Origin of the sequence: Sphingobium sp. R-21 (genome assembly GCF_049913335.1) — a bacterium.
Taxonomy (GTDB): domain Bacteria; phylum Pseudomonadota; class Alphaproteobacteria; order Sphingomonadales; family Sphingomonadaceae; genus Sphingobium.
On record NZ_CP184374.1, the window covers coordinates 1539050 to 1563494 of the forward strand.

At 65.0% G+C, this 24445-nt stretch carries 25 protein-coding genes; 3 read left to right on the forward strand and 22 right to left on the reverse strand.

The window, feature by feature from the left end; translation table 11 throughout:
- Nucleotides 1-37: 37 nt before the first annotated feature.
- The 13 genes from murG to ACN9MX_RS07325 form a co-directional block, all read right to left on the reverse strand.
- Entirely contained in the window at nt 38-1204 is a 1167-nt protein-coding gene (gene murG / locus ACN9MX_RS07265; protein ID WP_426386537.1) for an undecaprenyldiphospho-muramoylpentapeptide beta-N-acetylglucosaminyltransferase, read from the reverse strand.
- Nucleotides 1201-2403, reverse strand: coding sequence for an FtsW/RodA/SpoVE family cell cycle protein (locus ACN9MX_RS07270; protein ID WP_363739197.1), 1203 nt, complete (start codon nt 2401-2403; stop codon nt 1201-1203). Before ACN9MX_RS07270 ends, murG begins: the two co-directional genes overlap by 4 nt.
- 24 nt (nt 2404-2427) lie before the next feature.
- Nucleotides 2428-3753 carry a UDP-N-acetylmuramoyl-L-alanine--D-glutamate ligase gene (gene murD, locus ACN9MX_RS07275; protein ID WP_426386538.1) on the reverse strand — a complete coding sequence of 442 codons (1326 nt, stop codon included), beginning with the start codon at nt 3751-3753 and terminating at the stop codon, nt 2428-2430.
- Between the two features lie 5 nt (nt 3754-3758).
- A complete protein-coding gene (gene mraY / locus ACN9MX_RS07280; RefSeq protein WP_133653704.1) occupies nt 3759-4832 on the reverse strand; it encodes a phospho-N-acetylmuramoyl-pentapeptide-transferase in 1074 nt (357 codons plus the stop codon).
- On the reverse strand, nt 4832-6208 hold the full coding sequence (locus ACN9MX_RS07285) for a UDP-N-acetylmuramoyl-tripeptide--D-alanyl-D-alanine ligase (protein ID WP_426386539.1): 1377 nt from the start codon (nt 6206-6208) through the stop codon (nt 4832-4834). The genes mraY and ACN9MX_RS07285 overlap by 1 nt, the downstream gene beginning before the upstream one ends.
- Nucleotides 6205-7659, reverse strand: a complete 1455-nt coding sequence (locus ACN9MX_RS07290) for a UDP-N-acetylmuramoyl-L-alanyl-D-glutamate--2,6-diaminopimelate ligase (protein WP_426386540.1) — start codon at nt 7657-7659, stop codon at nt 6205-6207. Before ACN9MX_RS07290 ends, ACN9MX_RS07285 begins: the two co-directional genes overlap by 4 nt.
- Nucleotides 7659-9359: a peptidoglycan D,D-transpeptidase FtsI family protein gene (locus tag ACN9MX_RS07295; protein WP_363756664.1), complete on the reverse strand. Its 1701-nt coding sequence runs from the start codon at nt 9357-9359 to the stop codon at nt 7659-7661. The genes ACN9MX_RS07290 and ACN9MX_RS07295 overlap by 1 nt, the downstream gene beginning before the upstream one ends.
- Nucleotides 9360-10010 carry a colicin transporter gene (locus ACN9MX_RS07300; protein ID WP_363739187.1) on the reverse strand — a complete coding sequence of 217 codons (651 nt, stop codon included), beginning with the start codon at nt 10008-10010 and terminating at the stop codon, nt 9360-9362.
- On the reverse strand, nt 10007-10972 hold the full coding sequence (gene rsmH / locus ACN9MX_RS07305; protein WP_426386541.1) for a 16S rRNA (cytosine(1402)-N(4))-methyltransferase RsmH: 966 nt from the start codon (nt 10970-10972) through the stop codon (nt 10007-10009). Before rsmH ends, ACN9MX_RS07300 begins: the two co-directional genes overlap by 4 nt.
- A complete protein-coding gene (locus tag ACN9MX_RS07310; RefSeq protein WP_426386542.1) occupies nt 10969-11466 on the reverse strand; it encodes a division/cell wall cluster transcriptional repressor MraZ in 498 nt (165 codons plus the stop codon). Before ACN9MX_RS07310 ends, rsmH begins: the two co-directional genes overlap by 4 nt.
- A 185-nt stretch (nt 11467-11651) precedes the next feature.
- Nucleotides 11652-12887 carry a Gldg family protein gene (locus ACN9MX_RS07315; protein ID WP_426386543.1) on the reverse strand — a complete coding sequence of 412 codons (1236 nt, stop codon included), beginning with the start codon at nt 12885-12887 and terminating at the stop codon, nt 11652-11654.
- Nucleotides 12888-12902: 15 nt separating this feature from the next.
- Nucleotides 12903-13208 carry a hypothetical protein gene (locus tag ACN9MX_RS07320; RefSeq protein WP_133653697.1) on the reverse strand — a complete coding sequence of 102 codons (306 nt, stop codon included), beginning with the start codon at nt 13206-13208 and terminating at the stop codon, nt 12903-12905.
- A 41-nt stretch (nt 13209-13249) separates the two neighbouring features.
- Nucleotides 13250-14245 (reverse strand): cysteine synthase A, encoded by a 996-nt coding sequence (locus ACN9MX_RS07325; RefSeq protein WP_426387489.1) that lies wholly within the window; start codon nt 14243-14245, stop codon nt 13250-13252.
- A gap of 174 nt (nt 14246-14419) precedes the next feature.
- Here ACN9MX_RS07325 and ACN9MX_RS07330 point away from each other — a divergent pair, with 174 nt between their 5' ends.
- Both ACN9MX_RS07330 and ACN9MX_RS07335 read left to right on the forward strand, forming a co-directional pair.
- Nucleotides 14420-15373 carry a cell wall hydrolase gene (locus ACN9MX_RS07330; protein ID WP_426386544.1) on the forward strand — a complete coding sequence of 318 codons (954 nt, stop codon included), beginning with the start codon at nt 14420-14422 and terminating at the stop codon, nt 15371-15373.
- Between the two features lie 391 nt (nt 15374-15764).
- Complete coding sequence (locus tag ACN9MX_RS07335; RefSeq protein WP_025546951.1) at nt 15765-15893, forward strand: entericidin A/B family lipoprotein; 129 nt, start codon at nt 15765-15767, stop codon at nt 15891-15893.
- A gap of 39 nt (nt 15894-15932) precedes the next feature.
- On the opposite strand, the gene tatC is transcribed toward ACN9MX_RS07335, so the two are convergent.
- From tatC to ACN9MX_RS07380, 9 genes are all read right to left on the reverse strand, one after another.
- Complete coding sequence (gene tatC, locus ACN9MX_RS07340) at nt 15933-16718, reverse strand: twin-arginine translocase subunit TatC (RefSeq protein WP_363739178.1); 786 nt, start codon at nt 16716-16718, stop codon at nt 15933-15935.
- On the reverse strand, nt 16715-17182 hold the full coding sequence (gene tatB, locus ACN9MX_RS07345) for a Sec-independent protein translocase protein TatB (RefSeq protein ID WP_426386545.1): 468 nt from the start codon (nt 17180-17182) through the stop codon (nt 16715-16717). Before tatB ends, tatC begins: the two co-directional genes overlap by 4 nt.
- 30 nt (nt 17183-17212) lie before the next feature.
- A complete protein-coding gene (locus tag ACN9MX_RS07350) occupies nt 17213-17443 on the reverse strand; it encodes a twin-arginine translocase TatA/TatE family subunit (protein ID WP_133653693.1) in 231 nt (76 codons plus the stop codon).
- Between the two features lie 129 nt (nt 17444-17572).
- Nucleotides 17573-18166 (reverse strand): SMC-Scp complex subunit ScpB, encoded by a 594-nt coding sequence (gene scpB / locus ACN9MX_RS07355; protein WP_363832295.1) that lies wholly within the window; start codon nt 18164-18166, stop codon nt 17573-17575.
- On the reverse strand, nt 18163-18945 hold the full coding sequence (locus ACN9MX_RS07360; protein WP_426387491.1) for a segregation and condensation protein A: 783 nt from the start codon (nt 18943-18945) through the stop codon (nt 18163-18165). The genes scpB and ACN9MX_RS07360 overlap by 4 nt, the downstream gene beginning before the upstream one ends.
- Nucleotides 18946-18982: 37 nt before the next feature.
- Entirely contained in the window at nt 18983-19996 is a 1014-nt protein-coding gene (gene nagZ, locus ACN9MX_RS07365; RefSeq protein ID WP_363739172.1) for a beta-N-acetylhexosaminidase, read from the reverse strand.
- A gap of 160 nt (nt 19997-20156) precedes the next feature.
- Nucleotides 20157-20873, reverse strand: a complete 717-nt coding sequence (locus ACN9MX_RS07370; protein ID WP_363739275.1) for an SPOR domain-containing protein — start codon at nt 20871-20873, stop codon at nt 20157-20159.
- A gap of 19 nt (nt 20874-20892) precedes the next feature.
- A complete protein-coding gene (argS, locus tag ACN9MX_RS07375; RefSeq protein ID WP_426386546.1) occupies nt 20893-22620 on the reverse strand; it encodes an arginine--tRNA ligase in 1728 nt (575 codons plus the stop codon).
- Nucleotides 22621-22734: 114 nt separating this feature from the next.
- Entirely contained in the window at nt 22735-23343 is a 609-nt protein-coding gene (locus ACN9MX_RS07380) for a hypothetical protein (protein WP_426387492.1), read from the reverse strand.
- Between the two features lie 154 nt (nt 23344-23497).
- Between ACN9MX_RS07380 and ispH the strand changes: the two genes are divergently transcribed.
- Entirely contained in the window at nt 23498-24445 is a 948-nt protein-coding gene (gene ispH / locus ACN9MX_RS07385) for a 4-hydroxy-3-methylbut-2-enyl diphosphate reductase (protein ID WP_426386547.1), read from the forward strand.

Genomic DNA, 24445 nt, shown 5'->3' on the forward strand with positions numbered 1-24445 from the left:
AAACAGGGAGAACCTTTCAGGCCGAGATTGCCGGACTTCACGCGGGAACCCCCTGCAGATTGAGGCTTGCCGGGGTCGGCCCGACCTTCACCGGATCGTTGATGATCGGCGCCGTGCCGATGCTTTCCAGCAGATCCGCCATGTCGCGTGCCGCATCGGGGCGGCCGCAGGCGCGGGCGCGTTTCGCTGCGTTCTGGAGCGCGCCCGGTTCCAGCGCCATCTTCTGCATCTGCTTGGCAAGCTCGACCGCCGTGAAGCGCGCCTGCGCAATGGTGCGCGCGCCGCCGGCCTCGGTCATTTCCCGGGCATTCGCGGTCTGGTGGTCGTCCATCGCGCTCGGCAGCGGGATCAGGATCGCGGGCCGGCCTGCACAGGTCAGTTCCGCCAATGTGGATGCGCCCGCACGGGCGATCACCAGGTGCGACCAGCCCAGCTTCTCCGGCACATCGTTGAAATAGGTCGCCAGATCCGCCGGGATTTCGAGGTCGGCGTAGAGCTTGCGCACCCGCTCGATATCCTCGGCGCGGCATTGCTGCGTTACCTGCAGGCGGCGGCGAAGGCTGAGCGGCAACATGCCCAGCCCGTCGGGCACGACGCTGGAAAGGATCGTCGCACCCTGGCTGCCGCCGATCACCAGCACGCGGAACACGCTTTCATCAGTCAGCGCAGGGAATTCCTCCTCGCGCAATTGCTTCACTTCCTCGCGCACCGGATTGCCGACCAGATGCACCTTGCCGGCATAGCGGTCCTTGAGCCGCCGGACGTCGGGATAGGCGGTCGCGATCGCGTCGACCCGCCCCGCCAGATAGCGGTTCACCCGGCCCAGCACGGCATTCTGTTCATGAATCGCCGTCGGAATGCCGTCGGCCAGCGCGCCCAGCAGCGCGGGCATGGCCGGGTAGCCGCCGAAACCCACCACGGCGGTCGGACGGAAGGTCTCGTTCAAACGCCGCGCCATCGCCCGGCCTGCAAGGATCGCCTTCAACGCGCCCGGCCAGCTCTTCGGATTCCTGGTCATGCGCCCCGCCGGCATGACATGGACCTGCGCCTTGTCGAAAATGCCGGGAATCTTGGCGCCACGCTCATCCGTCACCAGCGCGACATGGTGGCCGCGCAGCATCAGTTCCTCGGCGACGGCATGCGCCGGAATCATGTGCCCACCCGTCCCGCCGGCGGCGAGGACGAAGTGTCGGGAAATACTCATCGACCACTCCATTTGACGACCGTGTGCCGACCCATGAAGGGATTGCGCCGCGTGAACGCGAGCAACAGGCCGACGCCGATACAAAGCGCCAGCATAGAGGAGCCGCCATAGCTGATAAAGGGCAGCGTCATGCCCTTGGACGGAAATATCTGCGCATTGACGCCCATGTTGATGATCGCCTGCAGCCCGAATTGCGTGGTGAGGCCCGCCGCGGCGAGGATCGTGAAATTATCATCCTCGTCCAGCATGCGCAGGAAAACGCGCACGACGATCGCCAGATAGACGCAGGCAATGCCGATGCACGCAAGCAGGCCGAACTCCTCCCCGATGACGGAGAAGATATAGTCGGTATGCGCTTCGGGCAGGCGGAACTTGTTCTGTCCCCCGCCCGGACCCACGCCCAGGAAACCGCCATGGGTGATCGTGCGGAAGGCCAGTTCCGTCTGGTCCGGCCCCATATCCTGTGCAACGCCGATCCCCAGGAAGTCGTTGATCCGCTGGCGGCCATTCTCATAGAACATGTACATCAGCACCAGGCCGCCGAGCCCCACGCCCGCCATCGCGCCGATGAAGCGCATCGAAACGCCCGACAGCAGCAGCAGGCCGCCCCAGCAGGCAAGGAAGATCACCGTTTGGCCGAAGTCCGGCTGCTTCATCAGGATCGCCGCGATCAGCAATGTCAGCGCGCCTGTCAGCGGGATCACGGGCAATGTCATGTCCTTGCCGCGCAACGACAGCAGCCAGGCCATGGTGACGACATAGACAGGCTTCAGGAATTCCGACGGCTGGAACCGGAAACCCGGCAGATCGATCCAGCGCTTGGCGCCGTTCACGACCGAGCCAAGCACCGGCACCAGCAACAACGCCACGGCAAAGACGACGCACAATATGAAGGCCAGCCTGCGCGCCTGCGTCCGGGGCAGCATGGAGATCACCAGCATGATCGGCAGGCCGATGAACACCCACATCAGCTGGCGATAGAAATAGATGAGCGGCGTCACCGAAACCGTGCTGGTCGACCGATCGATCGCCGCCACCGGGGACGCCGCCGCCACCGCCACCAGCCCGATCGCCATCAACGCGACGATCAGCGACAGCAGCACGCGGTCGATTTCCCAGAACCAGATGGCCAGCGCCGTGCGCTCCCGCGGGACGGTGCGGTTCCTGAATTCCTTTACAAGATCGCCTGCCCTCGACATGCCCCCAGGTTCCTCCGCTTCCCTTTATTCCAGCGCGGCCACGGCAGCGACGAAGGCATCGCCTCTCGCCTCGAAATCGCGGAACTGGTCGAAACTGGCGCAAGCGGGCGACAGCAGCACCACATCCCCCGGCTGGGCCACCCGCGCCGCCCGGCGAACGGCGGCCGATAGCATCTCGCTATCGTCCACCGCCATATGCGATCGCAGCAGTTCGGCGAACATAGCGCCCGCCTCACCGATGGTATAGGCATGGGCGACATTGCCGAAATAAGGTTCGCACTCGTCCAGATTGTCGGTCTTGGCAAGGCCGCCGACAATCCAGTGCAGGCGCGGCCGCCCATCGATCGGCGGATAGGCGGCGAGCGCAGGGGCGGTCGAGGCGGCGTTGGTCGCCTTGCTGTCATTGACGTAGAGGACGCCGTTCAACTCGCGCACCCGCTGCATCCGGTGGGGCAGGCTGGCATAGCTTTGCAGGCCCTTTTCGATCGCCGCTTCATCGATGCCGAGCGCGCGGGCGACGGCAATGGCGACGGCAGCGTTCTGGGCATTGTGCGGGCCTTGCAGCGCGGGCCAGCCGGCTTGGCGGCTGGGATCGATGTCGGCGGCTTTCACCGCCATCACGCGCTCGTCGTCGGCTGCGCGGGAATGACGCACGGACGAGAGGATCGAACGGCTCGGTTCATCCTCAGCGGCGATCACCCCGATATGATCGCCCGCCTGCATTTCAAACAGCCGCGCCTTGGACGCCACATAGCCTTCAAAGCCATTATAGCGATCCAGATGATCGGGCGTGATGTTCAACAGCACCGCCACGTCGCAATCGAGACTGCGCGTCAGGTCGATCTGGTAGCTGGACAGTTCCAGCACATAGACGCCGCCGTCGGGCAGCGGGTCCTGCCCCAATATGGGCAGGCCGATATTGCCGCCCATCCGCGTCGGAATGCCCGCCGTCTCGATGATGTGATGGACCAGGGCCGTCGTGGTGGACTTCCCGTTGGTCCCGGTGATCCCGACCACCCGATGCTTCGGCAGGGTGGGACGGGCAAGCGCGAACAACTCTATGTCGCCGACGACCGGCACGCCCGCGAGCTTCGCATGCATGGCGATGGGATGCCTGTTGAGCGGAACGCCCGGCGAAACCACCACGCCGTCAAAGCCCTTGAGGTCGATTTCGGTGGGGTCGGCCAGTTCCGCCTTGCCCTCGACGGCGGCGCGCGCCTCGTCCCGGCTGTCCCAGGCGACGACCTGCGCGCCGCTGGCGGCGAGGCATTCAACCGTCGCCAGCCCGGACCGCGCCAGACCCAGCACCGCATATTTCCTGCCTGCAAAGACGTCCGAAACGATCCCCATGGCGCTCACCGCAACTTCAGCGTGGCAAGGCCGGCCAGCGCCAGCACGAAGGAAATGATCCAGAAGCGGATCACCACGGTCGGCTCAGCCCAGCCAAGCTGCTCGAAATGATGGTGGATCGGGGCCATCTTGAAGACCCGCTTGCCTGTCCGCTTGTAGAAGAAGACCTGGATGATGACCGACATCGCCTCCACCACGAACAGCCCGCCGATCACGCCCAGCACGATCTCATGATGCGCGGTAACGGCGATCACGCCAATGGTGCCGCCCAGCGCCAGGCTGCCGGTATCGCCCATGAAAACGGCGGCAGGCGGCGCGTTGAACCAGAGGAAGGCCAGCCCCGCCCCGATGATCGCTCCGCAAAGAATGGTGAGATTGCCCGCCCCCGGCACATGTGGAATGCCCAGATAATGGGCAAAGTCTGCGCGCCCGACCAGATAGACGATCGCCATGAACGCCATGCAGGCAATGATGACCGGCATGGTCGCAAGCCCGTCCAGCCCGTCGGTCAGGTTGACCGCATTGCCGAACGCCACGATCACGAAGGCGGCGAAGAGGAAATAGAACGGCCCCAGCTCAATTGCCGGGCCGTTGTAGAAGGGCAGGTAAAGCGCGGTATTGCCATGCTGGTTGACGATCAGCCAGGCGGCGAAACCAGCGATCAGAAATTCGAACGCCAGCCGCATCTTGCCCGAAAGCCCCTTGTGGCTGGCCTTGGTCACCTTGTCATAATCATCGAGGAAACCGATGGCGCCAAAGCCCAGCGTCACGAACAGGCAAGCCCAGACATAGATGGACGACAAATCCATCCACAGCAGCACCGACGACATCACCGACGTCAGGATCATCAGCCCGCCCATGGTCGGCGTGCCCCGCTTGGCCAGATGGGTCTGCGGGCCGTCGTCGCGAATCGGCTGGCCCTTGCCCTGCCGCACGCGCAGCCATCCAATGAAGCGCGGCCCGATCAGCAGGCCGATGATCAGCGCGGTGGCGATCGCCGCGCCGGCGCGAAAGCTCAAATAGCGGATGAGGTTGAACACACCCGCGAAATCCATTGTCTGGGCAAGCCAGTAGAGCATCAGTTCTTCGCTTCCTGTAGCGCAGCCACGAGACGCGACAGGCCGATGCCGTTCGACCCCTTCACCAGGATCGCATCGCCCGCGCGTATTTCATTTCGTACCAGATCGGTTGCCCTGGCGGCGTCGGGGACATGGTCGAAGGGCATAGCGCCTCGCAGCGCCTGGGCCAACGGCTCCATCTCCTCCCCCACCAGGACCGCATAATCCACCTGCCCCGCGGTCAGCGGCTCGACCAGCGAGGCGTGCAATTCGCGGCTGCGGTCGCCCAGTTCGCGCATCCCGCCCAGCACGGCAATGCGCCGGTCCGCCTGCTCGCGGCCCAATTGCTTGAGCGTCGCCGCCATGCTCAGCGGATTGGCGTTGTAGCTTTCGTCGATCAGCAACGCCTCGCCACCCTCGACCGGCAGGATGCTCCTCTGCCCCCGGCCCGGCAGGCCCGGCATTTCCGCCAGCGCCAGCCCCGCCGCGGCCAGGTCGCCGCCCAGCGCCTCGACCGTCGCCAGCACCGCCAGCGCATTGGAAACCCAATGCTCGCCCGGCGCGCCCACGGTGAGGCAGAGCTCCACGCCCGGCAGTGCCGCCGTGACCAGCGTGCCGCCACCCGCAGCAGGCACGGTTTCACGCGCGCGCACGTCCGCCTGCGGATCGAAGCCGAAGGTCAGGATGCGCGCCGCATGCTTCTCCGCCTTGGCATAGAGGGTCGCGACATACGGGCTGTCATAGGGGATGACCGCCGTGCCGCCCGGCTCAAGCCCCTCGAAAATCTCCGCCTTGGCCTCCGCGATCTTCTCCTCGGTGCCGAAAAATTCAATATGGGCCGGCGCGATGGCGGTGACGATGGCGACATGCGGCCGCACCTGCCGGGTCAGCGCCGCCAGTTCACCGGCATGGTTCATGCCCATCTCGAATATGCCAAAGGCCGATTCGCGGGGCATGCGCGACAGGCTGAGCGGCACGCCGACATGGTTGTTGTAGCTCTTGACGGACCGGTGAACCGCCCCCGGAAAGGCGCGGTCGAGCGCATGAAACAGCGCTTCCTTGGTGCCGGTCTTGCCCACCGATCCGGTGACCCCGATCACCTTGCCCTGCATCCGCGCGCGCGAGGCGCAGCCAAGCGCCTCCAGCGCCGCCGCGCTGTCGGGCACCAGCACATGGGGCTGGGCGATCGGCTGGCTGACGATGGCGCCCGCCGCACCCTGACCGAAGGCCTTGTCGACGAAGCGATGGCCATCGGTCGCCTCGCCCTTCATCGCCACGAACAGATCGCCGCCTGTTACTTCCCGGCTGTCGAACGCCACGCCAGAAACGGCGAAGGGCGCCGAAGCGACGCCCCCTGTGGCCTGCGCAATCTCTTCCGAGGTCCAGAGTGCGCTCATCCGGCGCATTCCCGCGCCACGGTCACATCGTCGAAGGGCAGCACCCGATCCCCGATGATCTGGCCCTGCTCATGGCCCTTGCCCGCCAGGAGCACGATATCGTCCGCGCCCGCCTGCGCGATGGCGGCGGCGATGGCGGCGCGACGGCCACCGATCTCCTCCGCCCCCGGTGCGCCCGCCATCACGGCTGCGCGGATGGACGAAGGCTCTTCCGAACGGGGATTGTCGTCAGTCACGATCACATGGTCGGCGAGTTCCGCCGCCACCTTGCCCATTTGCGGCCGCTTGCCCGCGTCGCGATCGCCGCCCGCGCCGAACAGGGCGATCAGCCTGCCCCGCGTATGCGGCCGCAGCGCCTCTATGGCGGCGCGCAGCCCATCGGGCGTATGGGCATAATCGACATAGACCGGCGCCCCCGCGCGGGTGATGACCGCCCGCTCCAGCCGCCCGCGCACGGGCTGCACCCGGCCGAGCAGTTCCAGCACCTTGCCCGCATCCTCGCCGCCCGCGATCACCAGACCCGCGGCGGTGAGCGCATTGGCCGCCTGATAGGCGCCGATCAGCGGCAGGTTCACCTTGCAGGACTTGCCTCCAAGATCCTTGGCCAGCTCGACTTCCAGCGCCTGGCCCAACTGGGTCGGGGTGCGGTTGGCAAGACGCAATGCCTGCCCCTGCACCCCGACGCTCAGCACACGAAGCCCCCGCTTCGTAGCCCGCTGGAGAACCTTGTCCGACCATGCGTCATCGGCCCAGACGACCGCGGTGCCGTCGGGCGCGACGACCTCGTCGAACAGGCGCATCTTGGCTTCGAAATAGCTGTCCATGTCGCCATGATAATCCAGATGATCACGCGACAGGTTGGTGAAGGCGGCGGCCGAAACCGGCAGGCCTTCGGTGCGATATTGGGCCAGGCCATGGCTCGACGCTTCGAAGGCGGCATGGCTGATGCCCTCGCGCTTCAGGCCCGACATGTTGGCAAGGAAGGTGACGATGTCCGGCGTGGTGAGCCCGGTGGACACCTGATCCACGGATGTCGTGACGCCCAATGTGCCGATGGAGGCGGATTTATGTCCCAGCATCCGCCAGAGCTGCCGGGCCAGTTCGACGGTTGAGGTCTTGCCGTTGGTCCCGGTGACGGCGACGGTCACCTCCGGAAACGGCGCGAAATAGCGGGCGGCAAGCTGGGCGAACAGGCGGCGGGGGTTGTCCGACGCAATATGCATCGCGCCTTCGACCTTGGCCTGCGGCCGGGCGACGACCGCCACGGCCCCGGACTGCACGGCTGCGGGAATGAAGTCCTCGCCATTGACGCGCGCGCCCTGGAAGGCCCCGAACACCGTGCCCGGCGCCACCTTCCGGTTATCGATTGCGAAGCCCGACACCGGAACGTCCAGGGACGCTCCCATGTCGAGCTTCGCATCCAGCCCCTCGATTAGCGACCCGAGGCGCATTATTCTTTCTCCTTGTCGCCGTGCAGCAGCGGCATGAGATCGGAAATATCGACGTCGCGCCGCTCATCGGGCAACACGCCCAGCATCGGCCCGGTGCGCTCCACCACCCGCTTCACCACCGGCGCCGCTGTCCAGGCGGCCGTGCGCAGGCCATATTGGCCCGTCGCCTCGTCCATGGTGACGAGGACCACATAGCGCGGATTGTCCATAGGGAAGGCAGAAGCGAAGGTCGTCACCAGTGAAGTCTTGTTATACCGGCCTTGCTGAGGTTTTTCGGCCGAACCTGTCTTGCCGCCCACCCGGTATCCCTTGGCGTCGGCGGAGCGACCTGTACCTGCCGCCACGATCATGCGCAACAGCTGGCGCATGCGCGCGCTGGTAGCGGCTGAAAAGACGCGCCGGCCCTCCGGAACCTCGTCCGCCTTCAATTTCCGCAGCGTAGCAGGCCGCCAAAGTCCGCCATTCACCAGGGCGGCATAAGCCGAAGCGAGATGCAAAGGCGTTACGGCGATGCCGTGACCATAGGAAACGGTGAGCGTCGTGATCCGCCCCCAATTGACCGGCCAGAGCGTGCCCGCCCGTTCGTTGAGTTCGATCGGCGCGCGCTGGTCGAAATGCAACTCACGGAAAAGATGCTGCAAAGGCTCCGCACCCATCTGGTCGGCGATCCGCGCGGTCCCGATATTGGAGCTGTGCACCAGGATTTCGGGCACGTTGATCCAGCGGCCCAGCGGATGGTCGTCCTTGATCCGGAAACCCGCAATGGCGAGCGGCGCCGTCGCGTCATAGGTCTTCGACATGGACGTGACGATGCCACGGTCCATCGCCGCGCCGATCGACAGCGGCTTGAACGCCGAACCCAGTTCATAGCGGGCCTGCACCATATGGTTGCAGAGCGGCGATTCGCTGCAATTCTTGCCCGCATAATCTTGCAGCTTGTTGGGATCGAACACGGGAATCGACGCCATGGCGATCACTTCGCCGGTATTGGCGTCCAGTATCACGCCGCCCGCCCCCTTGGCGCGGGTCTGGACGAGCTGGGCATAGAGTTCGCTCTCCAGCGCGCCCTGCACCCGGCTGTCGATGGACATGGCAAAGGGCTGGCCGCGCATCGCCGGATCGGTCAGCCGGTCGTTGAACGCCGCCTCCACCCCCATGCCACCCTTGCCGTCGGCATTCGGCGCGAACCCCAGCAGATGGGCGGCCAGGGTGCGCTGCGGATAGAGCCGCTCCTTCTCACGCGGAAATTCAATGCCGATCTCGCCCAGCGCGTTCACGGCGGCCACCTCTTCCGGCAGCGCCCGACGACGCAGATAAGCCCAGCCGCGGCCCGTCAACTTCTTGTAGAAGGCGCTTTCCGGTTCGTCGGGGAAGATCTCATGCAGCTTGCGCGCCAGTTCGGAGGGGTCTCCGATCAGTCGCGACGGCCGCACCGCGATCGAATAGGCGTCCATGGTACGCGCCAGCGGCACGCCGTTGCGGTCCACGATGTCGGCCCGCGCCGGAAGGCCGCCCATCGCGTCGCCGCCACGCCCATTGCCGGCAAAGACCCCCACCCAGGTCAGGCGCAGGATCAACACCGCCGTGATCGCCATGAACAGGATCAGCAACAGCATCAACCGGTTATGCGCGATCGCCGTCAAGTCAACGCGCTGCTTGCCTGCTCTCGCGCCGCCCGGCTGGACGATGATCGTCGCCATTTAGCGGTCCCCCTTGGCGCGCTCGCGCTTCGCCTTGGCGCTGATGTCGCCCAGCGTACTGTCGTCAAGCAGCTTCGCGTCCAGCATCGCCATCCGCTCAGCGTGGCGGACGACGGGATTGGGCTTGGTGGTGTCGGCGTCCTCCTTCGCCTTTTCCCTGGCGGTCTTGACGGCGGGCTTCGCGATCTTGTCGACATTGTCCGCGGCATGCGCCTCCCGGATGACGGCGATATCGCTGCGGATCTGGGTCGGCGCGGGGCTGGCGGGCGCAGCCTGCGGCGCGGACGGCAGGTCGGCGGGCGTCTCCACCATCGCCACCATCACCGGCGGCGCCACATAATCGGGGCCATTGGGCTGCACCCCGTCGAGATGCGCCAACGCCCGCTCGCCCGCCAGATATTGCTGGGCGGTGGGCGTCGCATACATGAAATCGTCCTGGTTCCAGCGCTCAAGCTGCCGCATGTTCGCCCGCGCGCTGAACTCGGTCTCCAGATAGCGGATGTCGGCCTTCGCCCGCGCGATCTGCGTCCGCACCTTCATCAGTTCGTTGCGCTCCGTCGCGACCTTCAGCGACACCATATAGGCGCCCAGCGCGCCCAGCGCGACGAGAAGGATCCAGATCAGGCTCTGCAATCTCTTGACCGCGATCATGAGCGGGAACTCCGGGGGGCAACAGGGGCGGACGTACGAATGGCGCTGCGCAGCGTGGCGGATCGGGAGCGTGGATTGCGCGCCAGTTCCGCCATGCCGGGCCGCACCGCCTTGGCGGGCTTTTCGAAAGTAGGCGCCGGCCCCGACTGGCGCTGGGGCAGATGCCGTGATCCGCTCGCCTCGCTGCCGCTGCGGTTGCGCAGGAACTGCTTGACGATGCGGTCCTCCAGGCTGTGGAAGGTGACGACCGCGAGCCGGCCGCCCTCCTCCAGCATCGCTTCGGCCGCCTCCAGCCCCCGCTCCAGTTCCTCCAGCTCGCGATTCACATGGATGCGTATCGCCTGGAAGGTGCGGGTGGCCGGGTCCTTCTTGTCATGCGGCTTGTGGCCGAGCGCCTTGCGCACCACGCCGGCAAGCTGCCCGGTGCGCTCCAGCGGCCGCGCCTCGACGATCGCCTTCGCCACGCGGCGTGAGCGCGGCTCCTCGCCATAGCGATAGAGGATGTCGGCAATCTCCTGCTCAGGGGCATTGTTCAGGAAATCGGCGGCACTCATCCCGCTCTGGCTCATCGTCATGTCGAGCGGGCCGTCGCCCTGGAAGGAAAAGCCCCGCTCCGGCCGGTCGAGCTGCATGGAGGACACGCCGATATCCAGCGTGACACCGGAAACGGACGCCACGCCCCGTTCCACCATCGCTTCTTCCATCCGGGAAAATTCTCCGGCGATCAGGGTGATGCCCTTTTCGTCGGCCAGCGCCCGCCCTTCGCGAATCGCGTCGGGATCGCGGTCGAACGCGAAGACCCGCGCGCCCTTGTCCGCCATGGCGGCCGAATAGCCCCCCGCGCCGAACGTGCCGTCGACATGAACCTCGCCGGGGTTGATGGCGAGGGCGCGAAGCACTTCGTCGAGGAGCACCGGAATGTGGCGGTCAGGGTCCTGGGCAAGGCCGGCGGAAACGCTCACTTGCCTCCTCCAGCCGCCCGCTGGTCCAGCCAGCGCCGGACCTTGTTGCGGATCAGTTCGGGCCGGTCCTTGCTGTCGACCAGCGTTTCCGGCTTCCAGATCTGGATGTAGCGGCCCACGCCATAGAAGAAGACGGCGTCGGTGATGCCATATTCGTCCTTGATGTCGGGATGCATGGCAAAGCGGCCGCCTTCGTCGAAGTTCACCTCCTCGATCGTGCCGAGACGGCGCTCCAGCTCCAGGTCGGCATCATAGGAGCGGCCCGCGGCGCGCGCTTCGCGGGCCAGTTCCTCGACCTCGGTGAACAGGTGGCGGCGATGCGATTCGCCAAAGGCCGTGGCGCAGGGGTTGCCGCCATGGACCGACAGGAAAAGTCGCGTTTCATTGCCGCTGGACAGCTTGATCTGCCGGCGCATCTCCAGGGGCAGCACGAAACGGCCCTTGCCGTCCGCGACGCTGAACGCGTTGCCCGTGTAGAGAATGACGTCCGACACTTTTCGACTGCTGCCCCTCTGTTCGCAGGGCGCAGGCCGTCGCCAGCCGAATTCGCGCGGAAGCGAACCGGCTCACAGGACTAGCAAAGCCTGACAAACCCCTATGGCTTTCAAATACCAAGCCACGGGGTTCAAGAAAAGGGATATTTTGGGAAAAGCCGGGAAATCCTGTTTTGTTCTGGTAATTAACCGTCTTTGAGGGGCGTTGGCTGGTCAAACTGTGGTGAAGAAGGGGCGGAAGGAGCCTTCCGATACGGCCTGAAAAGCGCCGTTCCCAAGGCTGCCCAGAAAATCCCGACGATCACCGCCCAGCGGACGGCCGTGACCAGGGCGTCGCCCGACCGCACCCAGCGCCGCCCGGCCGGAAGCGTGGCGCCCAGTGCATCCGCGACGAATTGCGGGGTATCAGCGGTCCACTGCTCCGGTTCAAGCGGCGCAGCGGGATCCGCCAGCCAGAGCCGGTCATCGGCAAGGTCGGCGTCCGCGACCATGGTCACGCTGCCCTTGCCCACGCCGCAGCGCGCCACCAGTCCACGCCCGATGATGCGGCAGTCGGGTCCCGCATCCTTGAAACCGGAGGCCGCATACAAAGTGAGCACCCGGCCGTCTCCCAGGAAATGGCGCTTTTCCCCCGCCTGGGGCGGCATGAGCTTGACGCCCCAATATTCCATCATCGCCCCAAGCAGGGTGATGGCTGGCGGCCGCCGCCGGTCACCCAATGGCAGTTCCATCGGCCAATGCAGTTCCGGATCCGCCAGCAGCAAGGCCCTGCCGCCCCGGCTGATCCAGGCGTTCAGCGCCACCAGTTCGGCCATTGAAAAAGCCCGCGACTGGGCCAGCAGGAGCGTCCTGGCCCCGCTGGTTTCGAGCGCAAGCGGAGAATCGAGCGGCCGCACGTCGAACCGCTGGCGAAGAACGGTAATGATGGGAGCATCCACTTTGGCCTCGCCGCGCCAGAAAAGCGGCAGGCCGGTGATCACAGCCATTTTGGGAGGATGGGTCGCTGGCTGAATGGGGGGATCCCTGGCGAGCCAGCACATTGCCACGGCCAGCAAAGCCAGGCCGGCCCCGGCGATCCGCCCTGCCCCGGCTTTTGCAGGAGCCCGCAACATCAATCCCGCAATCACGGCCACCAGCGCCACCGCAAGCCACCAGGTCAGCGGCACCAAGGCCGGCACGCGCCAGGCCGCCAGGAACAGGCAGGACAGCACCATCCCAACCGTCCCCAACCCGATCCACCAGACGACGCCCTCCGTTCGGCGCCTCCCGATCAGAGCCGCCGCCGGGATCAACAGCAATGCCGGAGCCATCCACCCGCGGGGATCGACCTGCCCGGTGCGCAACAGCGATGCCAGCCCGCCAAGCAGCACCAGCAGGCCCGGCGCAAGCAGAAGCAGAAATGTCCGCAGGGCAGCCTTCAAGCCGACGCCGCCGGCTCAGCGCGAAGCCGGCTGAATCTCACGATCCATGGGTTTCTTGAGATTGGGGTCCGGTTGCAGGTCCGGCACGATCGGCGCCTGTTCCGGGGCGGGCTGCACGCCCAGTTCCGCCAGAGGCTCCTTGGGCGACACCGCGTTCACGTCCAGCGTGGGAACGGTCGGCGGCGGCACCGTCGGATCATCGACCCGCGCCTTGTCGATCACGATATTCGCCAGACCCACGAGCAACACCACGCCCGCAAGCCCGGTCAGGCCTATCTGGACACGCTGCAACCCTTCCTGTTGGCGGGGTGTTTCAGCCATGAAGCGCTCTTTTTTCTCGCCGCCGCGACCCTTGTCGGCGCTCAATGAGTGTGCGCGAGCCAGGGGAAGACAGTCAAGCCCTTCGATTCGAGCCACTCGCGGTTGTAAAGCGTTGAAAGGTAACGAAATCCGGTATCGCACAGGATAGTGACGATCCGCTTGCCCGGCCCAAGCTGCTTCGCAAGCGCCACCGCGCCCGCGACATTGATGCCCGATGACAGGCCCAGGCACAGCCCTTCATCGGCCAGCAGACGCCGCACCCAGAGCAGCCCTTCCTCATCGGAAATGCGGAACTGCGTATCGATCGGCGCGCCTTCCAGATTGGCGGTGATGCGCCCCTGCCCAATGCCCTCGGCCACCGAAGACCCCTCGGCTTTCAACTCGCCATGGGCATAATAATTGTAGAGCGCCGCGCCATGAGGATCGCTGAGCGCAATGGTGATATTCTCATCATGCGCCTTCAGGCCCAGCCCCACGCCGGCGATCGTCCCACCCGTGCCCGCCGCGCAGGTGAAGCCGTCGATCTGCCCATCCATCTGCGTCCAGATCTCTTCGGCCGTGCCGATGATATGCGCCTTGCGATTGGCGATATTGTCGAACTGGTTGGCCCAGATCGCGCCTTCGGTCTCCTCCGCCAGCCGCCGGGACGTGTGGACGAAATGGCCGGGATTGGAATAGGGCGCGGCCGGCACCGTCACCAGTTCCGCCCCCAGCGCCCGCAGCGTGTCCATCTTTTCGCGGCTCTGCGTCTCGGGCATGACGATGATCGTCCTGTAACCCTTGGCATTTGCCACCAGCGCCAATCCGATGCCGGTATTCCCCGCCGTACCTTCGACAATCGTACCGCCGGGCTGCAACAGCCCCTTTTCCTCGGCGTCATTGACGATGAACAGCGCCGCGCGATCCTTCACCGAAGCGCCCGGATTGGCGAATTCGCATTTGGCGTAAATGTCGCAACCCGTTTCTTTCGACGGGCCGGCAAGACGCACCAACGGCGTGTTGCCAATCAGGGCGAGACTATCTTTCTGAACCAGCATCGCCTCCGCATAGCGGACCAGACACGCGCTTGCCAAGCAACGGATTGATGACCGCGCGAAAGTCACGATTGTCGGCACCCGCGTTAAGCCTTGCATCATCCATCGTCCCAGAGCGGGACAGGCGCGATTCCGCAGAGGAACTGGCAAGGCTTTTCCCCTATGAGGAGCGCCAGCATGCGGATTTTCAGGGAAAAAAGGGGTCTGAAAGGCCTTTGGACGGCGGCAAGGCATGGCGTCGCCGTCATGCTTGTGCTGCTCGCGCTCGCAGCGCCTCGCCTGATCACCGCAGCGCCGCTGGACCTGCTGGCCGCCCGCGAGGCGCAGGATGATCCTGCCGAGAAGCCCGGAGAGAATTTCCCCGGATCAGCCTTCTTCTTCGCCCAGGGCGCCTTCGATCCCGTCCCCGGCGCAGCCACGCTGCAAAGCGAGCATGTGCTGGGGCTTGACGCCGTGCAGGCCGCCCCCGCCATGGCCTTTCGGGGCCTGACGGCGCTCGACAGCTATCGGGCCCTCAACTGCCTGACGTCCGCCATCTATTATGAGGCGGGCAGCGAGCCGGAGGAAGGGCAGCGCGCCGTGGCGCAAGTCGTCCTGAATCGCGTCCGCAATCCCGCCTGGCCCAAAAGCGTCTGCGGCGTCATCTACCAGGGATCTGAACGCACCGATTATCGCTGCCAGTTCACCTTCAGTTGCGATGGTTCCATGATGCGCGTGGCGGATACCGCTGGGTGGGCCCGCGCGCGCCGCATCGCCGCTCAGGCGCTTGCGGGCATGGTCTATCGGCCCGTCGGCCTCGCCACCTATTATCATACCCTGGCCGTGCGACCCGAATGGGCCGGCGCGATGCGGCCCGTAGCCGTGATCGGCGCGCATATCTTCTACCGTCCGCCCGGCGCGGACGGCACGGCCGCCGCCTTCCGCATGGCCTATATGGGGCGGGAGACGCAGTCAGGGCCTGCTCGCTCTGTCTGGAAGGCGGATGCTCCCTTGCCCGCTTCGGCGGTGACAACCATCACGCCTTCACCGCCTGTCAGTGCGATTGCGCCGCCCCTGCCCGTACCGGGAACCAGCCTGCCGCAATCCGGCATCAGGCCCGAATATCGCAACAGCGGGCGTCCATTGATCTGATCGCCGCACCTTTTTTTGCAAGGCAGTCCGGATTTTTTACGGTTTCCATGGCGGAAACCATTTAAGTCTTTGAAATAATTTGAAATAAATTTCCGAACATTTTTCCCGACCTGCGGAACCGAATGCCGCCTCCGATGGTTCTGCACTGCGGATAGCAAATCTTTTGCCCCCCGCTCTTGCTATCCAAAAAAACATGAGCCCGGAACGCATCTCCCCCCCCCCGACGCGTTCCGGGCTCAGAACTTTTCGGGCAATCCACGCATATCAGAGATATTTTCGCTTTCGGAACGCTTTGCCGACCGGCGGGTTGTTTCCTGGTCACCGGCATAAGCCCCGGTTGAACCATGTCCTGCCCGCAACGCAGGACAAAGGCTCTCATGAGGAGATGATGATGACCAGGAAGATATTAGCCGCGCTTTTGCTGACAGGTTCATTGATGGTCGCGGCATGCAACACGGTCGAGGGCGCCGGCAAGGACGTGCAAAGCGCCGGCCAGGCAGTCGAAAACGCCGCAAACTGATCATTGGAAAGGCTCGCTTCGCCGCGAGCCTTTTTCCCTTCAGCTTGCTGCGTCGGCTGCTTCGCCGGGAGCCATATCCTTCACCCGCTTCCTGTCAGTGAACCAGATGGCGATGATGGTGATTTCGTAAAGCGCCAGCAGCGGCACAGCGAGCATGAGTTGCGAAACGACGTCAGGCGGAGTCAGGACCGCGGCAAGCACGAAAGCCGCAACGATCATGTAGCGCCGCAAACCGATCAGTTGCGACCGGCTGACAAAACCGGCCCGGTTGAGCAGCATCAGCAGCACCGGCATCAGGAAACTGATGCCAAAGGCGAGGATGAACTGCATCACCAGCCCCAGATAGCTGTCCGCACTCGGCAACGCTTCCACCTGCAATCCGCTGCTGTTCCCCTGAAATTCGAGGAAGAAGTGGAAAGCCGTGGGCATCACCACGAAATAGGCGAGCGATGCGCCCATGGCGAACAGGAAAGGCGTCGCGATGATAAAGGGCAGCAGCGCCTTTTTTTCCTTCGCGTAGAGCCCCGGTGCGACAAAGGCCCAGAGCTGGTTCGCGATGATGGGGAAGGACAGGCAGAAGGCGCCGAAAACCGCGATCTTCACCTGAACGAAAAAGGCCTCGTAAAGCTTGGTATAGACCAGCCGCCCACCACCGTCGCCAAAGGCTTCCTTGAGCGGATGGACGAGGATCGCGAACAGTTGTTCGGAGAAATAGAAGCAGATGGCGCCCGTGATGAACAGCGCATAGACGCATTTGAGCAACCGTCCACGCAGCTCGATCAGATGGTCGAGCAGCGGTGCCTTGCTGTCGTCGATATCCTTCATGCGGCCGCATCACCCTTCCGCGCCGGTTCCTGCGCGACATAGGGCGGACCCTCGGCGGCCGGCCGGGCGATATGGGGCGGCGCTTCACTGGCAGGGGCAGCTTCGGCGACGAAGGGCGGGACGTCCCCGGATGATGTGGATGCGGCCGGCGCCGGCAAGGCTTCGCTTTCGCCGATGCTGTCAGGCCCGGTGATTTCAGAGCCAGTCATTTCAGGCAGCACGGTTTCCGGCGGATGCTCATCCATGATCCGCTTGTTCTGCGCGGCCCATTTCTTTTCCAGCTCCTCCAGCTCGACCTCGCGAACCATCGCGTCGATGCCGGTACGGAAATGGCGCGCCATGGACTGCGCCTTGCCCACGATCTGCCCCACCTTGTAGAGCGCGCGCGGCAGGTCCTTCGGACCGATGACGATCACCGCGATGATGACGATCACCAGAAATTCAGACGAATCGATACCAAACATGCGTGCCTACAGCCCCGGCAGAAGGAAAGATCAGGCCTTGGTCTTTTCTTCCGTTGCGGTGGGCGCGTCCTGTTCGGGCACGCGATGACCCTCGATGCGCGTGGCGGGCTTGGTCGGGACATCGTCCTCCTCCATGCCCTTCTTGAAGCTCTTGATGCCCTTGGCAACGTCGCCCATCAAGCCGGAGATCCGGCCACCGCCGAACAGCAGCATGACCACCAGGAGAACGATGACCCAGTGCATCAGCGAAAAGGAACCCATTTGAACACACTCCTGAAACTGCGTCTCATCTAGAGTGATTTCGACTGAAATGGAACCATTTCACAGCCTGGAAATCACGGCAAACAAAACCCGCAGATCATGTTTTGGCCCTAATGGACCAAGCATGATCTAGGCGTCTTCCTCATCATTTTCCACAACGGATTGGGCGCCCAGACCCTCAAGCGCCAAATCGACCGGATCCAGGAGGCCGGCGGCCCGCAGATCGTCGATCCCGGGCAGGTCCCGGCGGCTGCCAAGGCCGAAATGCGACAGAAATTCCACCGTCGTGACGTAGATCAGGGGCCGTCCCGGCACCTCCCGGCGCCCGGCGGGCCTGATCCACCCTGCCTCCATCAGCACGTCCAGAGTGCCTTTCGCCACCTGAACGCCGCGAATGCCCTCTATCTCGGCGCGACTGACGGGTTCATGATAGGCGATGATCGCCAGCGTTTCCATGGCGGCACGCGACAGCTTGCGCGTCTCGTCCTTTTCCCGACGAAGAATATGGGAAAGGTCGGCCGCCGTCTGGAAATGCCAGCGTCCGCCCCGTTCGACCAGATTGACGCCGCGCCCGGCATAATGCGCGCTCAAGCTTGCAAGCGCGGCAGGCAGATCGCCCGACTCTCCCACATGCAGCCTGATCTCAGCCGGGGTCAGCGGCTGTTCCGACACGAACAGCACGGCCTCCACCGCGCGAAGGAAATCATCCTCTTCCTCGATCACAACAGGCGCCCCGCAGTCGATTCCGGCACGGCGGCGCGCAGGAAAATGGGTTCGAAAATGCCTTCCTGCTGGATTTCGAGCCGCCCCTGCCGCGCCAGTTCCAGCGCGGCGACGAAACTGCTGGCCAGCGCCGATCGTGCCATTGGCCCATCCTGCCCGCCTGGCAGGAAGGCTTCAAGCGCGGTCCAGTCGATCGCCGCCCCCACCAAGGTGCCGACACGCTGTATCGCCTCGTCCAGGGTCATGACCGGCCGGACCGCGACCATATGCACAACTGGCTGCGTCCGCGCACGGACCTGACCGTAGGACTGGATCAGGTCGAACAGGCTGGCCGCCCATTTCGCCTTGCGGACGAGGCGCAAACCCTCCGGCTTTTCCCGGACAAACACGTCGCGGCCGACACGGTCGCGCGCCATCAGTCGGGCACCCGCCTCCCGCATCGCCTGAAGCCGCTGGAGCCGCAATTGCAGCCGCAGCGCCAATTCCTCGGGGCCAGGTTCGGGCTGCACCTCCCTGGGCAGCAGCAGCGAGGATTTGAGATAGGCCAGCCAAGCCGCCATCACCAGATAGTCGGCCGCCAGTTCCAGCTTCAGCTTCCGCGCGCCCTCGATATGGGCAAGATATTGTTCGACCAGGGCAAGGATGGAGATCTCGCGCAGATCGACCTTCTGCGTCCGCGCCAGAGCCAGCAACAGGTCCAGCGGCCCTTCCCAGCTTTCAAAGCTGACGGTCAGCGTGTCCGGCCTGGGCGCTGCGGCGGGGGTGAAGAAATCCTCCATCGTCAAAGCGGCACGTTCCGCCCGTCAGCGCACCGTTTCACGCCGGCACCATGGCCAGCAGCGCGTCGCGGGTGGCGAGCAGTTCGTCCAGCGGCGGACCGTCGGGCGCGGCGCGCCTCGACGCCATCGCCCGGTCCAGCCTCGCCCTGGCCTCCACGCCGATCTCCGGCAGCAGGCCTGCAATGCCCACCATGTCGTCCATCCGCCCCCAGCAGTTGAGGGCAAGATCGCAACCCGCCGCCACCGTCGCCGCCGCCAGTTCGGGAATGCTGCCCTTCAGCGCCTTCATGTCGAGATCGTCGGACATCAACAGCCCGTCGAAACCGATCCGCCCCCGGATGATCGTGTCGATCACGGAAGGCGAAAGGCTGGCCGGCAGGTCCGGGTCCCAGGCGGTGTAGACGACATGCGCCGTCATTCCGATGGGCGCGTCCTTCAACGCCTGAAAGGGCGCCAGGTCGATCGCCAGCGCATCCTCGTCGGCCGTGACGATGGGCAGTTCATGATGGCTGTCGACCATCGCGCGGCCATGGCCCGGCATGTGCTTGATGATGCCGACCACGCCCTCCTCGGCGAGCCCTTCGATCACGGCCCTTCCCAAGGCCGCGACCCGCATCGGCTCTGCGCCCAGGGTACGGTCACCCATGATGTCGCTCGCCCCATCCTGCCGCACGTCGAGCAACGGCAGCGCATCGACCGTGATCCCGACCTCCGCCAGGGTCGCGGCAATGGCCCGTGCATTGGCCCGGGCCGCGGCAATGGCGCTGGACGGCGCTATCTCATAGAGCCTGTCGAACAGCGCGCCGGGAGGGAAGCTGGGCCAGACCGGCGCCTGCATCCGCGCCACCCGGCCGCCTTCCTGATCGATCATGATGAGCAGATCGTCACGTCCATGCAGCGCGCGCAGGTCGTCGGTCAGGGCGCGAAGCTGCGCGCGATCCACGATATTGCGCCGGAAGAGAATGTAACCCGCCGGATCGGCCTCCGCGAAAAAGGCGCGTTCGTCGGATGTCAGGGTCTCACCGCAAAGGCCAAAGATAACGGGTTTCATGCGAAGCGATGGTAGCGGGTGAAAGAAGCCCTGTCGAAGGGGTTATTCCGGCCTTGCGGCGTGATTTCCCAATATTGGTTGCGGGATAGGAAGCTCAGTGGCTTCAGGGCCGAACGAAACGGTCGCGATGGGGCCCTTCAAACCAGATCGCCCTTCGCCCCTAATTGACCACCATACAGCTTTCGCCCGCGACCTTGAGCTTGCCGCAAAGCGTACTGGCCTGCCCGCCTGCCGCGGCGCGCAGGCGATAGACCGTGCTGCCGCCCACTTCCGCCTGCTCGATCGACATCGGCAACGGCTCCAGATAGGTAAAACGCTTGGACAAACGCTTCCACGCATCCTTGGCAAATGCCTGGTTCCCATAGGCGCCAAGCTGGATCATGCCGCCGCCTGCGGGCCGCGCCGCCGCTGCCGCCGGCCTGGCGCTGGTCTCATCCGTCACCCGCGCCGTGACGCTTTGCGCCGGCTTGCCCTTCACGGCGGGGCGCGCATTGTCCGCCGATCCGGTCGGCACGATCGGCGCCTCCGGCACGCGGGTGGGGTCGATTCGCCCGTCGCGCGCCACGCCCTCGCTCGCCGCATAGCTGGCATCGCCCTCGCCATCGAATTTCTTGGCGTCGGCTTCCTTGGCGGGAATCTTGTAGTCCCCGGCGGGCGCGGCAATCAGCTTGCCTTCGCCCCTGGCGCCGCCGGTCCGGTTCTGGATCAGCCAGACCCCCGCGACGACAGCGCCGATCAGCACCAGGCCAAAGAGAATGAAGCCCAGCAGCCGCAGCGGCGAGAGCCCCTGCTCCTCCTCATCCTCGATGGCGGGCTCCAGCCAGGGCAGACGCTCTTCATCGTCCAGGTCCAGCCTTCCCCGCGCATAGTCGCCCATCTCGATCAAACTCCGCCGGTCATTGCATCTCGGTCAGGGCCGCAACGCCCATCAGCGCCAACCCGTTACGGATGATCTGCCCGATTCCCCGGCTCAAGAAAAGCCGCGCGGAAGTAGTGGCCGGATCATCCGTCAGGATGACCCGCGCCTGCGGATTGTCGTTGCCGAGATTCCACCAGCTATGGAAGGCAGATGCCAAGTCATTGAGATAAAAGGCAATACGATGCGGCTCACGGGCCAAAGCTGCCCCTTCCACCACGCGCGGGAACTGCGCGGCGAGCTTCACCAGCCCCAATTCCTCCGTCCCAAGGCGGGACAGGTCGGGCGCAGGCAGGGCGATCCCCGCCTCTTCCGCCCGTCGTCCCAGCGAACTGATGCGTGCGTGGGCATATTGCACGTAGAAGACGGGATTGTCCTTCGACGCCTCCACCACCTTGGCAAAGTCGAAGTCCATCTGGGCATCGGCCTTGCGGGTCAGCATGGTGAAGCGGACCACATCCTTGCCGACTTCGCGGACCACATCGGCGAGCGTCACGAAATTGCCGGCCCGCTTGGACATCTTCACCGGCTCGCCGTCGCGCAGCAGGCGCACCATCTGGATCAGCTTGACGTCGAAGCGCGCCTTGCCCTCGGTCAGCGCGGCGACCGCCGCCTGGATGCGCTTCACCGTGCCGCCATGGTCCGCGCCCCAGATGTCGATCAACTGGTCAGCCGTCTGCGCCTTCTGGTAATGATAGGCCATGTCGGCGCCGAAATAGGTCCAGCTACCGTTGGACTTCCTGATCGGGCGATCCTGGTCGTCACCGAATTTCGTCGAACGGAAAAGCGGCAGTTCGACCGGCTCCCAATCCTCGGGCGTCTCGCCCTTGGGCGCTTCCAGCACGCCGTCATAGACCAGGTCATGCGCGCGCAGCCATTTTTCGGCCGCTTCGGGCTTGCCCGCCGCCTGCAACTCGGCCTCGGAAGAGAAGATGTCGTGGTGAATGCCCAGCAGCGCCAGGTCGCTGCGGATCATCTCCATCATCGCCGCGACGGCCTGGGTGCGGAACAGCACCAGCCATTCGCTCTCCGGCGCGCCCACATATCTGTCGCCATATTGGGCGGCCAGCGCCTGGCCCACCGGCACCAGATAATCGCCGGGATAAAGGCCTTCGGGAATTTCTCCCACCGCTTCGCCCAATGCCTCGCGGTAGCGCACATGCGCCGACCGGGCGAGCACGTCGACCTGCCCCCCGGCATCGTTGATATAATATTCGCGGATCACCTTGTGCCCGACATGTTCCAGCAACGTGGCGAGCGCGTCGCCCACCACCGCCCCCCGGCAATGGCCCATATGCATGGGGCCGGTCGGATTGGCGGACACATATTCGACGTTGACGGTCACGCCCTCCCCGGTCGAGGAACGGCCATAATCCTCCGCCTCGGCATGGATGGCGGCCAGCTCCGCGCGCCAGGTGGCGTCGGTCAGCTTCAGGTTGATGAAGCCCGGTCCGGCGATGGACGCGCCCTCGACCTCGTCCAGCTTTTCCAGCCCCGCGACGATCTTCTCCGCCAGGCTGCGCGGATTGCTGCCGGCTGGCTTGGCGAGCACCATGGCGGCGTTGGTGGCAAGGTCGCCATGACCCGGATCACGCGGCGGTTCGACCGTCACCGGCTTGCGGTTGAGACCGGCGGGCAGCGTGCCGTCAGCCTCCAGCGCGTCGAGCACGGCGTCGAGATGGGCGGTGAAACGGTTGTAAAGAGACACTGGGGCGAACTTTCTACCAGGACCCGTTCACCCTGAGCCTGTCGAAGGGTCGCCCTCTTTCAGAAGAAACAAGGGCTTCGACAAGCTCGGCCCGAACGGGGAAATGAACTGAGCTTAGCGGGTCGCGTTGTAACGGAGCTGATCCTGGGTCAGGTTGAAACCCACGAGCAGCTCGAAACTGGTTCGCTGCAGGGCCGCCTTGACCTCCGGCTGAGCAAAGGGGTCGATCGCGGCATCGGCATCGCCGGCCTTGCGCTTTTCCGTGATCTTGCGCTGGACGTCGGCAGGCAATGTCGCGGCAGCCTTGTTCACATAGGAACCCGCCTTGGCGGCCGCGGTGGCGCGATATTGCCCGGCCGGGAAATCGAGCACCACCTGGCCCACGCGCTTGGCGACAACCGCGTTGCCGCCCCGCACAACGGCGGAATAATAGGGCAGCGTCACCTGCCGTGCCGCGCTCGCGTCACTGCGGCGGGCGTTCACGGTGAAGGTCGCCTCGGTATAAAGCTGGTCCCCGTCCGAACAGGTCGAGCGCAGATTGGTGATTTCCGCCACCACGTCGATCGCGCGGGCATCCGTGCTGCCCGCCGGGTTGAACAGCGTGACGTCGCCGGTTTGCGCCGGGATCGCCGCCACGGGACAGGCCGAGCGCACGGCCACGATGCCGCCCGTGGGATCGATTTCGCCCCGCTGGGAACAGCCCGCAAGGGCCATGGCGATCATTCCGGTCAGCGCAAATCGAGAAAAGGTCACAGGCAATCCCTTGGGAACAGGCGTTGGGCTTCTTATCCATAGCCCGTCCCCCACGCAACTCAAACTGCACAGCGCCGCAAGTAAGCGGCTTTCCACCAAAGCCGCATTGGTCTAAGCGGCGGGCATGACCGCCCTTCCGCCCATGAAGCTGCTTATCGCCGCCCCGCGGGGCTTTTGCGCCGGTGTCGACCGCGCCATCGTCATCGTCGAAAGGGCGATCGAAAAATATGGCGCACCTGTCTACGTCCGCCATGAGATCGTCCATAACAAATATGTGGTCGACGGGCTGAAGGCGAAAGGCGCGATCTTCGTCGAGGAACTGGATCAGGTTCCCGACGGCGTACCCGTCGTGTTTTCCGCCCATGGCGTGCCCAAGACGGTCCCGGCCAGGGCGGAGGAACGCGGGCTCGACTATCTCGACGCCACCTGCCCGCTCGTCAGCAAGGTCCATCGCCAGGCCGAACGGCAGGTGGAGGTGGGGCGCCATATCCTCTTCATCGGACACCGGGGCCATCCGGAAGTGATCGGCACCTTCGGCCAGGTCGAGCCGGGCCATATGACCCTCATCGAAACGGTGGAGGATGCCGAAGCCTTCACCCCTGCCGATCCGGACAATCTCGCCTTCCTGACGCAGACGACCCTGTCGGTGGACGACACCGCGGCGATCGTCGCCACGCTCCAGCGCCGCTTCCCGGCGATCCATGCGCCCAAGGGCGAGGATATCTGCTACGCCACCTCCAACCGGCAGGCCGCGGTGAAGGCGATCGCCGCCCGTTGCGACGCCGTGTACGTGATCGGCGCGCCCAACAGTTCCAACTCCCTGCGGCTGGTGGAGGTGGCCGAGCGCGAAGGGACGCCGGCCCGACTGATCCAGCGCGCGGACGAGATCGACTTCGCCTGGCTGGATGGCGTCGGCACGCTGGGCCTTACCGCCGGCGCCTCCGCACCCGAGGTTCTGGTGCGCGAAGTGGTCGACCGGATCAGCGAACGATTCTCCGTGCTGGAGGAACAGGTCGAAACCGCGCGGGAAAGCGTTGCCTTCAAACTCCCCCGCGGACTGGAGGCCGCTTAG